This window comes from Arthrobacter sp. 08Y14 (assembly GCF_002929455.1).
Taxonomy (GTDB): domain Bacteria; phylum Actinomycetota; class Actinomycetes; order Actinomycetales; family Micrococcaceae; genus Arthrobacter_B; species Arthrobacter_B sunyaminii.
Genome location: NZ_PJIX01000002.1, coordinates 920,233 through 933,937, shown reverse-complemented (window position 1 = coordinate 933,937; position 13,705 = coordinate 920,233). Strand labels below are relative to the sequence as shown.

General features: G+C 66.4%; 12 protein-coding genes. 9 read left to right on the top strand and 3 right to left on the bottom strand.

Annotation, left to right across the window (positions count from 1 at the left end; translation table 11 throughout):
• The first annotated feature begins 19 nt into the window (after positions 1-19).
• The 9 genes from carA (at position 20) to CXR03_RS10795 (ending at position 11,510) form a co-directional block, all read left to right on the top strand.
• The gene (carA, locus tag CXR03_RS10835; protein ID WP_104104107.1) at positions 20-1,156 is read left to right on the top strand and encodes a glutamine-hydrolyzing carbamoyl-phosphate synthase small subunit; all 1,137 of its coding nucleotides are present in this window, start codon (positions 20-22) and stop codon (positions 1,154-1,156) included.
• Positions 1,156-4,452: a carbamoyl-phosphate synthase large subunit gene (gene carB, locus CXR03_RS10830; protein ID WP_104103778.1), complete on the top strand. Its 3,297-nt coding sequence runs from the start codon at positions 1,156-1,158 to the stop codon at positions 4,450-4,452. Before carA ends, carB begins: the two co-directional genes overlap by 1 nt.
• Positions 4,453-4,456: 4 nt before the next feature.
• Positions 4,457-5,353, top strand: a complete 897-nt coding sequence (gene pyrF / locus CXR03_RS10825; RefSeq protein ID WP_104104106.1) for an orotidine-5'-phosphate decarboxylase — start codon at positions 4,457-4,459, stop codon at positions 5,351-5,353.
• Positions 5,354-5,495: 142 nt separating this feature from the next.
• Positions 5,496-5,813: an integration host factor, actinobacterial type gene (gene mihF / locus CXR03_RS10820; RefSeq protein ID WP_104103777.1), complete on the top strand. Its 318-nt coding sequence runs from the start codon at positions 5,496-5,498 to the stop codon at positions 5,811-5,813.
• A 62-nt stretch (positions 5,814-5,875) separates the two neighbouring features.
• Entirely contained in the window at positions 5,876-6,445 is a 570-nt protein-coding gene (gene gmk, locus CXR03_RS10815) for a guanylate kinase (protein ID WP_104103776.1), read from the top strand.
• A 39-nt stretch (positions 6,446-6,484) separates the two neighbouring features.
• Positions 6,485-6,745: a DNA-directed RNA polymerase subunit omega gene (rpoZ, locus tag CXR03_RS10810; RefSeq protein WP_104054057.1), complete on the top strand. Its 261-nt coding sequence runs from the start codon at positions 6,485-6,487 to the stop codon at positions 6,743-6,745.
• 56 nt (positions 6,746-6,801) lie between these two features.
• Positions 6,802-8,064, top strand: a complete 1,263-nt coding sequence (gene coaBC / locus CXR03_RS10805) for a bifunctional phosphopantothenoylcysteine decarboxylase/phosphopantothenate--cysteine ligase CoaBC (protein ID WP_104103775.1) — start codon at positions 6,802-6,804, stop codon at positions 8,062-8,064.
• A gap of 102 nt (positions 8,065-8,166) precedes the next feature.
• Complete coding sequence (gene metK, locus CXR03_RS10800; protein WP_104103774.1) at positions 8,167-9,393, top strand: methionine adenosyltransferase; 1,227 nt, start codon at positions 8,167-8,169, stop codon at positions 9,391-9,393.
• An 8-nt stretch (positions 9,394-9,401) separates the two neighbouring features.
• On the top strand, positions 9,402-11,510 hold the full coding sequence (locus tag CXR03_RS10795; RefSeq protein ID WP_104103773.1) for a primosomal protein N': 2,109 nt from the start codon (positions 9,402-9,404) through the stop codon (positions 11,508-11,510).
• Here CXR03_RS10795 and CXR03_RS10790 read toward each other — a convergent pair.
• The 3 genes from CXR03_RS10790 to CXR03_RS10780 form a co-directional block, all read right to left on the bottom strand.
• Positions 11,507-11,890 carry an Hsp20/alpha crystallin family protein gene (locus CXR03_RS10790; RefSeq protein ID WP_146070485.1) on the bottom strand — a complete coding sequence of 128 codons (384 nt, stop codon included), beginning with the start codon at positions 11,888-11,890 and terminating at the stop codon, positions 11,507-11,509. The genes CXR03_RS10795 and CXR03_RS10790 overlap by 4 nt on opposite strands.
• A 157-nt stretch (positions 11,891-12,047) precedes the next feature.
• Entirely contained in the window at positions 12,048-12,782 is a 735-nt protein-coding gene (locus CXR03_RS10785; protein WP_104103771.1) for an ABC transporter permease, read from the bottom strand.
• Entirely contained in the window at positions 12,779-13,540 is a 762-nt protein-coding gene (locus CXR03_RS10780) for an ABC transporter ATP-binding protein (protein ID WP_104104105.1), read from the bottom strand. The genes CXR03_RS10785 and CXR03_RS10780 overlap by 4 nt, the downstream gene beginning before the upstream one ends.
• Positions 13,541-13,705: the final 165 nt, after the last annotated feature.

The window sequence follows — 13,705 nt, the reverse complement described above, 5'->3', positions numbered from 1 at the left end:
ATCCACCGCAGCTGTCCTGATGCTTGAAGACGGCCGCACCTTCCGCGGCCGCAGCTATGGCGCCGAGGGAACGGCCCTGGGCGAGGCCGTCTTTGCCACCGGCATGACCGGCTACCAGGAAACCATCACCGACCCCTCCTACGCCCGCCAGCTCGTGGTGCAGACCGCACCGCACATCGGCAACACCGGAGTAAACACCGACGACGCCGAATCACGGCGCATCTGGGTGGCCGGCTACATTGTGCGTGACGCGGCCCGCCGCCCGTCCAACTGGCGCTCCGAGCGCAGCCTGGACGAGGAACTCAGCGCCCAGGGCGTCGTCGGCATCTCCGGTGTGGACACCCGCGCCGTCACCCGCCACCTGCGTGAGCGCGGCGCGATGAAGGCCGGGATCTTCTCCGGCGCCGATGCCGCCCGCCCCGACGCCGAGCTGCTCGCCGACGTTCGAGGACAGGAGTCCATGGCCGGCGCCCGCCTCGCCGAGGAAGTCAGCGTGGAAGCCGCCTACGTCATTGAGCCGAAGGACCACGGCTGGCAGGGGGAGCCCCGCTTTACCGTGGCCGCCCTGGATCTGGGTATCAAGTCCATGACTCCGGTCCGCTTCGCCGAGCGCGGCGTCCGGGTCCACGTCCTGCCCGCGTCTGCAACCCTCCCGGACGTGCAGGCCCTCAATCCCGACGGCGTGTTCATGTCCAACGGCCCCGGCGACCCGGCGACGGCAGATGACCAGGTTCAGCTGCTCCGCGACGTCCTGGACACCGGGACGCCCTTCTTCGGTATCTGCTTCGGCAACCAGATCCTGGGCCGCGCCCTGGGCTTTGGCACCTACAAGCTGCCTTACGGACACCGCGGCATCAACCAGCCCGTCCTGGACCGCCGTACCGGCAAGGTGGAAATCACCAGCCAGAATCACGGGTTCGCCGTTGACGCACCGCTGGACGGTCCCGTCACCGCGCCGGAATCCCGGTTCGGCAAGGTTGAAGTCAGCCACGTGTCCCTGAATGACAACGTGGTGGAAGGCCTCGCCTGCCTGGACATCCCCGCCTTCTCGGTCCAGTACCACCCCGAAGCCGCTGCCGGACCGCACGACTCCGCCTACCTCTTCGACCGCTTCGTCGACCTCATGGCCTCCAGCAAGAACAAGGAATCCCGCTAATGCCCCGCAGAACCGATCTCAAGTCCGTCCTGGTGATCGGCTCCGGCCCGATCGTCATTGGCCAGGCCGCCGAATTCGACTACTCCGGCACGCAGGCACTGCGCGTGCTGAAGGAGGAAGGCCTGCGGGTCATCCTGGTCAACTCCAACCCGGCCACCATCATGACCGACCCGGAGTTCGCCGACGCCACGTACGTCGAGCCGATCACTCCGGAGGTCGTTGAGAAGATCATCGCCAAGGAACGCCCCGATGCCGTGCTGCCCACCCTCGGCGGGCAGACGGCGCTGAACACCGCCATTGCCCTGGACAAGAACGGTGTGCTGGAGAAGTACAACGTGGAGCTGATCGGCGCCAACATTGCCGCCATCGAACTCGGTGAGGACCGCGAGAAGTTCAAGGGCGTCGTGGAGCGCTGCGGCGCTGAATCGGCCGAGTCGATCATTGTGCACAGCATGGACGAAGCCTTCGCTGCCGCGGAGAAGCTGGGCTACCCGATGGTGGTTCGCCCCTCCTTCACCATGGGCGGACTTGGCTCCGGCCTGGCCTACAACGCCGAAGACCTGCGCCGCATCGCCGGCGCCGGCATCCAGTACAGCCCCACCTCCGAGGTATTGCTCGAAGAGAGCATCCTCGGCTGGAAGGAATACGAGCTGGAGATGATGCGGGACAAGAACGACAACGTGGTGGTTGTCTGCTCCATCGAGAACTTCGACCCGGTGGGCGTGCACACCGGCGACTCCATCACCGTGGCCCCGGCCATGACGCTGACCGACCGCGAATACCAGAAGCTGCGTGACATCGCCATCGCGGTGATCCGCGAGGTTGGCGTGGACACCGGCGGCTGCAACATCCAGTTCGCCATCGAACCGGACACCGGCCGCGTCGTCGTCATTGAAATGAACCCGCGCGTCTCCCGTTCCTCGGCGCTGGCCTCCAAGGCCACCGGCTTCGCCATCGCCAAGATCGCCACCAAGCTCTCCCTCGGCTACACCCTGGACGAGATCCCGAACGACATCACGAAGAAGACCCCGGCGTCGTTCGAACCCACCCTGGACTACGTGGTGGTGAAGGTTCCGCGCTTCGCGTTCGAGAAGTTCCCGGCCGCGGATCCCACCCTGACCACCACCATGAAGTCAGTGGGTGAAGCGATGGCCATTGGCCGCAACTTCACCGAGGCACTGCAGAAGGCGCTGCGCTCCCTGGAACAGAAGGGCGCCTCGCTGTCCTTCGACCCGGTCGCGGCGGACGCCGTTCCCGGACTCATCGAGGCCGCCAAGCGGCCCACCACGGACCGGCTCAAGCAGGTCCAGCAGGCACTGCTCGGCGGCGCCACCGTGGAGGACCTCTACGAAGCCACGGGCATTGACCCCTGGTACCTGGACCAGCTGCAGCTGATCAACGAGGTGGCCGCGGAAATCTCCGGCGCCGGCACTGTCAACGAGGAAATCCTGCGGCTGGCCAAGCGGCACGGGTTCTCCGACGAGCAGATCGGTGCCCTGACCAACACGCCCGAAGCCGTCATCCGCGGTGTCCGGCATGCACTGAACATCCGTCCGGTCTACAAGACGGTGGACACCTGCGCCGCCGAATTCGCTGCCTACACGCCGTACCACTACTCCTCCTATGACGAGGAGGATGAGGTGGCGCAGCATGAGAAGCCGTCCATCATCATCCTGGGCTCCGGACCCAACCGGATTGGACAGGGCATCGAGTTTGACTACTCCTGCGTACACGCCACCATGGCGCTGCGCGAAGCGGGCCACGAGACGGTCATGATCAACTGCAACCCGGAGACGGTGTCCACGGACTATGACATCTCCGACCGCCTCTACTTTGAGCCGCTGACCCTCGAGGACGTCCTGGAGGTCATCGCGGCCGAGCAGCGCACCGGGGGAGTACTCGGCGTGTTCGTCCAGCTTGGCGGGCAGACGCCGCTGAAGCTGGCCCAGGCACTAGCCGACGCCGGCGTGCCGATCCTGGGCACCTCACCCGAGGCGATTGACCTGGCCGAACACCGCGGCGCCTTCCAGCATGTGCTGGACGAGGGCGGCCTCATCGCCCCGAAGAACGGCACCGCGGTGTCCTTCGACGACGCGAAGAAGATCGCCGACGAGATTGGCTACCCCGTGCTGGTCCGCCCCTCCTACGTCTTGGGCGGCCGCGGCATGGAGATCGTCTACGACGAGGCGAACCTCTCGCGCTACATCGCCAATGCCACGGAAATCACCCCGGACCACCCCGTGCTGGTGGACCGGTTCCTGGAAGACGCCATCGAGATCGACGTCGACGCCCTCTTTGACGGCACCGACCTCTACGTGGGCGGCATCATGGAACACATCGAAGAGGCCGGCATCCATTCCGGCGACTCCGCCTGTGTCCTGCCGCCCATCACCCTAGGCACCGACGTCGTCGACCGCGTCCGTGAGGCCACCCGGATCATTGCCGCCGGTGTGGGCGTGCGGGGCCTGATCAACATCCAGTTCGCCCTTGCCTCGGACGTTCTCTACGTCATCGAAGCGAACCCGCGGGCCTCCCGGACCGTGCCGTTTGTCTCCAAGGCCACCGGCGTGCAGCTGGCCAAGGCGGCGGCCCTGATCGGCACCGGCCACACCATCGCCGACCTGCGGGCGGCCGGCAAGCTGTTCGCCGTCGGCGACGGATCGGTGCTCCCGCTGGACGCTCCGGTGGCCGTGAAGGAAGCCGTGCTGCCCTTCAGCCGCTTCCGGACCCCCGAAGGCACCGTGGTGGATTCCCTGCTCGGCCCGGAGATGCGCTCCACGGGTGAGGTCATGGGCATCGACAAGTATTTCGACACAGCCTTCGCCAAGTCCCAGGCGGCCGCCAACTCGGCGCTGCCGACCGAGGGCAAGATTTTCGTCTCCGTGGCGAACCGCGATAAGCGCTCCATCATCATGCCGGTGAAGCTGATGGTGGACCTCGGATTCGAGATCCTGTCCACCGGCGGCACCGCCGAAGTCCTGCGCCGCAACGGCATCACCGCCACCACGGTGCGCAAGGTCAGCGAAGGCACCGGTCCGAACGGTGAGGGCACAGTCGCGGACCTGATCACCGCCGGAGAAATCCACCTGGTGGTCAACACGCCCTCCGGCGGCCAGGCGCGCGGTGACGGCTACGAAATCCGTGCCGCCGCCACATCTATCGGCTGCCCGGTGGTCACCACGGTCTCCGAATTCGGCGCTGCAGTGCAGGCCATCGAGGCCATGCGTTCCTACGAATGGGACGTCACGTCCCTGCAGGAACACGCTGCCAAGCTGAAGGCTTCATCGGGTGTCTGAACACATGCCTGAGCCGGCAGCCGACGCGGTGCCTGCCCCGGCGCGCCCCTCGTTCGGGGCGCGCCTGCAGGAGGCCATGGACACGCGCGGGCAACTGTGCGTTGGCATTGACCCGCATCCGGGCCTGCTGGCTGCCTGGGGCTTGAACGACGACGCCGCCGCCCTGGAGCGCTTCTCCCTCACCGTCCTGGAGGCGGTGGGGGAGCAGGCCGCGGCAGTGAAACCTCAGGTGGCCCTCTTTGAACGGCACGGATCCGCCGGTCTGGCCGCCCTGGAACGGGTACTGGCCGCCTGCTCCGACGCCGGCGTGCTGAGCATTGCCGACGCCAAGCGCGGGGACATCGGCTCCACGATGGCTGCCTACGCAGACGCCTGGCTGCGGGACGGATCGGCCCTCGCAGCGGATTCGCTCACCGTCAGCCCGTACCTGGGGTTCGAGTCGCTGCGCCCGGCCCTTGATCTTGCACAGGCCTCGGGGCGCGGTGTGTTTGTCCTGGGACTGACCTCCAACCCCGAAGGGGCCTCGGTCCAGCACGTGGGAGGGGACCACTCCGTGGCAGCAGGGATTGTGGACGCCGCGGCGGCTGAAAACAGCCGCGAGCTGGGGCGGGCGGCCGCAGCCGGTGCAAGCCGGCAGCTGGGCTCCACCGGCCTGGTGATCGGAGCTACCGTGGGGACGGCCCTGACCGAGCTGGGAATCCACCTCGCCGCCGCCCACACGCCCGTCCTTGCCCCGGGTCTGGGCGCCCAGGGGGCTACGGGGGCGGACCTTCGGGCCACCTTCGGCGCTGCCTATCCCAACGTGCTGGCAACCTCCAGCCGGGACATTCTGAAGGCCGGTCCCTCGCAGGCGGCGCTGAGGGACGCCGCCCGGCAGACCCTGGCGGGACTTACCGGGTAACGGAACGCGTAGCGCGGCGCATTGCAATTGCGGTTCGGTTACGGATAGGTTCAGACCGTACCCCCATACACCAGCACCGCCCCAGCACCGCAGCTGCGTTACGTGCCGCCGTGCCGGGCCAGTCCTTGCCCGGGAGGGTCTTTTGAACCTCAAGCCACTGACAGACGATGAACGCACCAGGGCCAGGGAGAAGGCGACAGCCGCCAGGTCTGTCCGGGCCGATATAAAGGCCAAGATTAAGTCCGGCGAAATGTCCGTGGAAGAGGTCATTTTGTCCCGCTCCTCGGAGGAAGCCGTGGGCCGGCTGAAGGTCGTGGATCTGCTCCGGGCACTGCCCGGCGTTGGAGAGCGCCGCGCAGCTGGAATAATGACTACCGTGGGTATTGCCCCGACCCGGAGAGTACGCGGTCTGGGCGTCCACCAGCGCAAGGCGCTGATAGAACTTTTGGCAACCGACTAGGCCGCTCCCGCTGCGGCCGCACCGTCGGGGCCGAATCACAACGAGAGTAAAGAAGGTCCTCAGTGTCGCAACCGCGGCTGACAGTTCTTGCAGGTCCAACCGCAGTTGGCAAAGGCACAGTCTCCACGTTTATCCGGGACAACTACCCGGAGGTGTGGCTGTCTGTTTCCGCCACCACGCGTGCCCCGCGCCCGGGAGAAGAAAACGGTGTCCACTACTTCTTCGTCTCCGCCGACGAGTTCGATTCGATGGTGGAAAAGGGCGAAATGCTGGAGTGGGCCGTCGTCCACGGCCGGAACCGTTACGGCACGCTGCGCAGCACGGTAGAGTCGGCCATGGCCGAGGGCCGGTCGGTGCTCCTGGAGATTGATTTGCAGGGCGCCCGGCAGGTTAAAGCGTCAATGCCTGAGGCGAATTTCGTGTTCCTGGCGCCGCCGTCGTGGGATGAAATGGTCCGCCGGCTGGTGGGGCGGGGCACCGAAACACCCGAAGAGCAGCAGCTACGGCTGGAAACAGCTAAACTGGAGCTTGCTGCCGAGCCCGAGTTCGATCACACCGTGGTAAATGATGACGTACAGCGGGCAGCAGCTGAGCTTGTATCACTCATGGGAATCAGTCCGCGCCAGAGCTGACGAACCGCCACATCCCGTATCAAGAATTTTGGAGAATTTGTGTCTACTGCTTCTGAAGGCATCATCAACCCGCCGATCGACGACCTGCTGAACGTAGCCGACTCGAAGTACGCACTGGTCATCTACGGCGCCAAGCGCGCCCGCCAGATCAATGCCTACTACTCGCAGCTGCACGAAGGCCTGTTCGAGTATGTCGGCCCGCTCGTGGAAACCAAGCTGAACGAGAAGCCGCTTTCCATCGCCCTGCGTGAAATCAATGAGGGCATGCTGGTCAGCCGCCCCGTAGAATCCGCAGAGTAGATTCACCGGCAATAAACAACAGCTGACCCGCGCGGTCAGGGTCAGGAGCAGCAGCGGTGCGCATAGTTATGGGTGTGGGCGGCGGGATCGCCGCCTACAAGTCCGCGTCGCTGCTGCGTCTTTTCACTGAGGCCGGACACAACGTCTCGGTTATTCCCACTGAAGCCTCCAAGAGGTTCGTGGGAGTGGCCACTTGGGAAGCGCTGTCCGGCAACACTGTCTCCAGTTCGGTGTTCGACGAGGTGGAGAAGGTCAACCACGTCCGGCTCGGCCATGAGGCGGACCTCATTGTGGTGGCTCCCGCCACGGCGGACCTGCTGGCCCGTGCCGCGTCCGGACAGGCCGATGACCTGCTCACCAACACCTTGCTCATGGCTCGGGGACCGGTTCTTTTCGCTCCTGCCATGCATACGGAAATGTGGGCCCACCCGGCGACCCGCGCCAACGTGCAAACCCTGCGCAGCAGGGGAGTGCTGGTCATGGAACCCGGCGTGGGACGGCTGACCGGCACGGATTCCGGTGCCGGCCGGCTACCCGACCCCGAAGACATTTTCGCCGCGGCCATTGCTGCGGCAACCCCGCCGGAGGATCCTGCGGCCCTGCCCGGCCCGCTGCACGGCAAAACCGTCACGGTCACCGCCGGCGGTACCCGCGAGCCCCTGGATCCGGTCCGGTTCCTGGGCAACCGATCCTCGGGGAAGCAGGGGGCCGCACTGGCCCGGGCGGCCCTCGACGCAGGAGCCCGCGTCCGCTTCATTGCCGCCCACATGGACGTTCCCGCCCCCGACGGCGTAGAGCTCACCCGCGTGGAGACAGCACTGGAGCTCCGGGAGGCGGTGCACGCCGCTGCCGTGGACTCGGACGTACTGATCATGGCTGCGGCGGTGGCAGACTTCCGCCCCGACACCCAGTCCAACACCAAGATCAAAAAGCGCGACGACGGCGCTGACCCGGTGATCACCCTGGTCCGCAACCCGGACATTCTCGCCGAAGCCGTACAGCAGCGCAGTAAAGCCGGCGCAGGAACAGCCCGGCCGGCCCTCATTGTGGGCTTCGCCGCGGAAACCGGTGACGGCTCCGCTGACGTTTTGGATTACGGCCGGCAGAAACTCAAGCGCAAGGGCTGTGACCTGCTGGTACTCAACCGGGTTGGCACCTCCCTGGTGTTCGGCCAGGACAGCACGGAAGTGACCTTGCTTTCACCGCAGGATTCAGAGTCCGTCCCGCCGCCCAGCTACACGGGCACTAAAACCGATGTTGCGCAGCGGATTATCGGCCGCATCGAACAGGAATTGGAAGCAGCTCTTCCCGTCCGCTGACTTCAGCACTCGGCGGCGGAGCGGCCAAGGCCGGCATAAGTCACACCAATCCAGCAAAGCCCAATTCCGGCAACCCGGCCCGGACCAAGTAGAGTAAATCTCGTGACTTTCCCAGATACTTCAGCACTTTCGGCTGCCCGCGACGGGCTGCGCCTCTTCACCTCGGAATCCGTCACTGAGGGTCATCCGGACAAAATCTGTGACCAGATCAGTGACGCGATCCTGGACGGCCTGCTCAAGGTGGACCCCGAATCCCGTGTGGCCGTGGAGACGCTGGTCACCACCGGCCTGGTCCATGTGGCCGGCGAGGTCACCACCGAAGGTTACGTCGAGATCCCCCAGCTCGTGCGGGACACGATCCTGGGCATCGGCTACGACTCTTCGGCCAACGGCTTTGACGGCGCCCGCTGCGGCGTGTCCGTCTCCATCGGCCAGCAGTCACCCGAAATCGCTTCCCGGGTTTTCAACTCCGTGGAAAACCGGGCCGGGACCGGAGATCCCCTGGATGCTCAGGGCGCCGGCGACCAGGGCATCATGTTCGGCTATGCCTCTGATGAAACCTCAGTCCTCATGCCCACGCCCATCTGGCTGGCACACCGGCTCTCCGAGCGTCTGACAGCCGTCCGCAAGGACGGCACACTGGGTTACCTCCGTCCGGACGGCAAAACCCAGGTCACCATCGGTTACGACGGCGACCGCCCGGTCTCCGTGGATTCCGTGGTCATCTCCTCGCAGCACGCGGCCGACGTCGAGCTGGAGCAGTTGCGTGCCGACCTGGCCACCCACGTCATCAAGCCTGTCCTGGCAGGCACCGATCTGGACACGTCCCGGGTCAAACACATCGTCAACCCGGGCGGTACCTTCGTTATCGGCGGTCCGGTGGGCGATGCAGGCCTGACCGGCCGAAAAATCATCGTAGACACCTACGGCGGCTTTGCCCGCCACGGCGGCGGTGCCTTCAGCGGCAAGGATCCGTCGAAGGTTGACCGTTCCGCGGCCTATGCCATGCGCTGGGTGGCAAAGAACGTTGTTGCCGCAGGACTGGCCCGCCGTGCGGAGATTCAGGTTGCCTACGCCATCGGCATGGCACACCCGGTGGGCATCTACGTGGAGACGTTCGGCACCGAAACTGTGGATCCGGTGCGCATCGCGCAGGCCATTGAGGAAGTGTTCGATCTTCGCCCGCTGGGCATCATCAATGCCCTGGACCTGAAGCGCCCGATCTACCAGAAGACCGCCGCCAACGGCCACTTCGGCCGTGAAGACGACGAATTCACCTGGGAGCGCAAGGACCGGGCCGGAGACCTCCGCAGCTACTTCAACGCCTAAGCGGACCTATGCCCCGGGAACCGGACAGCGACAACGGCCAGTTGTCCCTGCTGCACGGCTTCGTGTCGCCGGCCCGGAGCCTCGGGACGCAGCCTGCGGCGCCTGCACTGCCGGTGGCACGGGTCCTGCTGGACTCGCCGCTGCCGCACCTGGACCGCCCGTTCGATTATTTGGTGCCCGCGGACCTGGATAAAGACGCAGTGCCCGGCGCCCGGGTCAAGGTGCGGTTCGGCGGTCAGGAACTGGCAGGTTTCATTACCGAACGCACGGCACAGGCCGACACCTCGGCCCGGCTGGTTGCGCTGGGGAAAGTCGTGTCGCCGCAGCCGGTCCTGGCCCCGCAGATCCTGAGGCTGGCCGAGGCCTTGGCGGCCCGCTACTCCGGCACCGTGCATGACGTACTCCGCGTGGCCATCCCTCCGCGTGCGGCGCGGGTGGACAAGGAATTCACTGTGCAGGCCCGGGAAGCGGCCGCGTCTGATGGGGATGCAGGCTTCGGTCCGGAAGGCTCCGGCCCCAATCCCTGGGCCCGTTATCCGCACGGACCGCGGTTCCTGACGCATCTGGCGGCCGGACACAGTCCCCGGGCAGTGCTCTCCTCCCTGGGCGGGTTTGGACCCGGAGCCTGGCCGGAGGAAATTGCGGCCGCCGTGTCATCAACCCTGTTGTCCGGCCGGGGTGCCGTCGTCGTGGTTCCCGATGCCAAGGACCTTGCCTGGCTGGAAAAAGCGCTGGCCGCCCGCATCGGTGCGGACGCCTATGTGCGGCTGACCGCCGACGACGGCGCCACGCCCCGGTACCGTTCCTTTTTGAAGGTCCTGCATGGAGACGTGCAGGTGGTGATCGGCACCCGTTCCGCTGCTTATGCGCCGGTGCGCAACCTGGGGCTGGCCGTGATTTGGGACGACGCCGATGACCTGCACGCCGAGCAGCGTGCGCCGTACCAGCACGTGCGTGATGTCCTGCTGCTGCGTGCCGCCGAGGAAGACACGGCACTTTTGGTGGCCTCGCATTCGCGCAGCACCGAAGCCCAGCGGCTCGTGGCCAGCGGCTGGGCCGCCAGCATCACTGCCGAACGCAGTACAGTCCGATCGCTGGCACCACGCGTGGTCAGCACAGCCGATTCCTTCAATATGGAGCGCGACCCGCTGGCGGCCCGCGCCCGGATTCCCCACGCGGCATGGAAGGCGGCGCAGGACGGACTGACGCGCGGCCCGGTACTGGTGCAGGTGGCGCGCAGTGGTTTCTCTCCTGCGCTCTCCTGCCAGGAGTGCAGGGAGCCGGCGCGTTGCCGGGCCTGTTCCGGTCCGTTGGGACTGGCCAGCCGCAACGGGATTCCGGCGTGCCGCTGGTGCGGGCGGCCGGAGCCGGTGTGGAGCTGCGGCAACTGCGGAGGGACGCAGCTGCGCGGTTCTGCCGCCGGAGCGGGGCGCACCGCCGAGGAGCTCGGCCGGGCTTTTCCCTCCGTGACAGTCATATCCTCCGCGGGGGACCATGTTCGGGCCGAGGTGCCCGATGCTCCGGCGCTGGTGGTCGCAACGCCGGGTGCCGAGCCCGTGGCTGCCGGCGGCTATGCGGCCGCCGTTCTGCTGGACGGCAACGCAATGATGTCGCGTGAATCGCTGCGGGCAGGCGAGGAGACGCTGCGCCGCTGGTTCAGTGCCGCAGCACTGGTCCGTCCTGCCGGAGACAAGGGGCTGGTGGTGGTCACTGCCGATGACACCACCACTGTGGGCCACCTGCTGCGCTGGGATCCGGCAGGAGCCGCTGAACGCGAGCTGGAACTGCGCCGAGAGCTGGGCCTGCCGCCTGCCGTGCGGTACGCCGAGCTCACCGGGTCCCGTGAGGCTCTCACGGCTTTTGTTCCCCGCCTGGACCTGACGGTGGAAACCCGGGTGGTGGGGCCGGCGCCGCTGGAGGACCCGCCGGGACCGGCTCCGGTCCACCGCGACGGCCAGCTGGGCGGTTCCGGCGGCCGGTACCGCACGCTGTTGTTCTTTTCCTATGCCGCCGCCCCGTCCGTGACTGCAGCCCTGCGGGCCACCAAGGCCGCCGTCTCAGCGAAGAGGACCGGCGACCCCGTGTATGTGCGCGTGGACGGGACGGACGTTCTCTAACCGGAGCCGTACCGGACGGGGATCTTCCGCCGCGGGCGGGCCGGATCGACCGGCAGCAGGACATTGAGGACGCCGCAGGTGTAGTGCGCGCTGATGTCTGCAGTCTTGACGGTGTCGCCCAGCAGGATGTGCCGTTCAATCAGGCCGCGGCGGCGGTCCCGGACCAGCCACTTCGCTCCGGAAAAATCTCTGAGGGTGCGGTGACCCCGAAGGGTGAGGAGCTGTCCATCCACATCGAGGGTCAGCGATCCGGGGTCCAGCCCCGGAAGGTCGGCGTGCAGGATGTAGTGGTCATCTTCGCGGTATAGATCCACCGCCATTCCCGCTTCCATTTCCCCCAGCGGATCGCCCCGCCCCACCATGCCTATCAACTCCCTCACGGTGCCTTTTTGCCCACGCCGGACACCAGCTGCTGCCGGAATATCAGTAGTTTAGGGCGGGGGAAGGCGGGTAAAAAAATCGGCGCTGTGTCTTCCCCCGTGTCTTCCCCCGTGCCTTCCTCCGTGCCTTCCCCCGTGCCTTCTCCGGGCTGACCCCTCAGGCTGTGCGGCGGCGCAGGGTAACGGCGCCCAGGACAACAAAGACCACCGCGAAGGCGGCCAGGATACCGATTTCACGGATGATTTCCGCTGTGGAGCCGCTGCCGTCGGCGACAAGGTTCAGTGCCTCCACGGCGTGCGACAGCGGAAGCCAGTCTGACACCGCTTCCAGGACCGCCGGCATCCGGTCCCGGGGGATGAAGATCCCGCCCAGCAGGATCTGGGGAAACACCAGGGCGGGCATGAACTGGATGACCTGAAACTCGGTACCGGCGAAGGCGCTGACGAACAGGCCCAGGGTGGCACCGAGTACCGCGTCGGCCACCGCCACCGTGACCAGCAGCCCGAGGCTTCCTTCGACGTCGAGCCCGCAGACCCAGACGGCGAAGGCGGAGGCAATCAGGGACTGGATCATTCCCAGCAGCCCGAAGGCGAGCGTGTAGCCGGCGATGAAATCAAACTTTCCCAGCGGCTGCGTCATGAGGCGCTCCAGGGTGCCGGAGCGCCGTTCCCGCAGGGTCGTGATGCTGGTGACCAGGAACATCACGATGAAGGGGAACAGCCCCAGCAGTGCCGGTCCCAGGTCGCCAAACACGCCGGTGTCTTCGAAAATCCAGGCCAACAGGCCAATCAACAGGCTCGGCACCAGCAGCAACAGGATCACCGTCCGTGGATCATGGCGGATCTGTGCCAGCACCCGTGCCGCCGTGGCCAGCGCGAGGGGCGGATTCATGCCGCACCCAGCAGGGCAAGGAAGGCAGCGTCGGCATCAGGGGCACCGGTGCGTTCCAATAACTCCGCCGGCGTCAGGTCGGCCAGCAGCCGCCCCTCATGCAGCAGGAGGATCCGGCCGCACCGATTGGCCTCGTCCATCACATGGCTGCTCACCAGGAGGCTCACGCCGCGCGAGGCCAGTGTGGCGAAGAGGTTCCACAGGTCCCGGCGCAGGACCGGATCCAGTCCCACCGTGGGTTCGTCGAGGATCAGCAGCTCCGGGGTGCCCAGCAGGGCCACGGCCAGCGAGACCCGGCGGTGCTGGCCGCCGCTGAGGCTGCCGGCCAGCTGTCCGGCCTGCCCGCCCAGATCGGTTTCCTGCAGCACCCGGTCCGGGTCAGTGGCCGGGGCTCCCAGGATCCTTGCGAAGTAGCGCAGGTTTTCCAGGACGCTCAGATCGTCGTAGACGCCGGCTCCTTGGGCCAGGTAGCCGACTCTGCGTCGCAGGTCCGGGCTGCCGGCGGTGGAACCGAGTACCTGGACGGTGCCTTCTGTGATCCTTTGGGTGCCCACCACAGCCCGCATAAAGGTGGTTTTGCCGCTGCCGCTGGGCCCTAAAAGCCCTACGACCTGTCCGCGGGGAACCGCCACGGTCAGGCCGTCCAGTGCGGTGGTTCCACCGCGCTTCACCAGGAGTCCGGTCGACCGGATGGCAGGGCTGTCGATCGGTGCACCCGCTGGCGGAGGAAGCGGATCTGTCGGATCTGGAGGCTGCATGTGGCCGACTCTGCCCCCGGTGCCGGATACAGTCAACGGGCCGGGGCATCCTGCAGGCATCCGGGCGGAAACAGCAGCGCATCCAAAAACAGCTGCATCCAAAAACAGCACTGCATCCAAAAACAGCACCGCATCAAAAACAGCACGTTCGGTTGTGCACAACTC

Coding starts and splice junctions, on each gene's coding strand:
- carA (WP_104104107.1), top strand. CDS start 20: ATGCTTGAAGACGGCCGCACCTTCCGCGGCCGCAGCTATGGCGCCGAG.
- carB (WP_104103778.1), top strand. CDS start 1,156: ATGCCCCGCAGAACCGATCTCAAGTCCGTCCTGGTGATCGGCTCCGGC.
- pyrF (WP_104104106.1), top strand. CDS start 4,457: ATGCCTGAGCCGGCAGCCGACGCGGTGCCTGCCCCGGCGCGCCCCTCG.
- CXR03_RS10795 (WP_104103773.1), top strand. CDS start 9,402: ATGCCCCGGGAACCGGACAGCGACAACGGCCAGTTGTCCCTGCTGCAC.
- CXR03_RS10785 (WP_104103771.1), bottom strand. CDS start 12,782: ATGAATCCGCCCCTCGCGCTGGCCACGGCGGCACGGGTGCTGGCACAG.
- CXR03_RS10780 (WP_104104105.1), bottom strand. CDS start 13,540: ATGCAGCCTCCAGATCCGACAGATCCGCTTCCTCCGCCAGCGGGTGCA.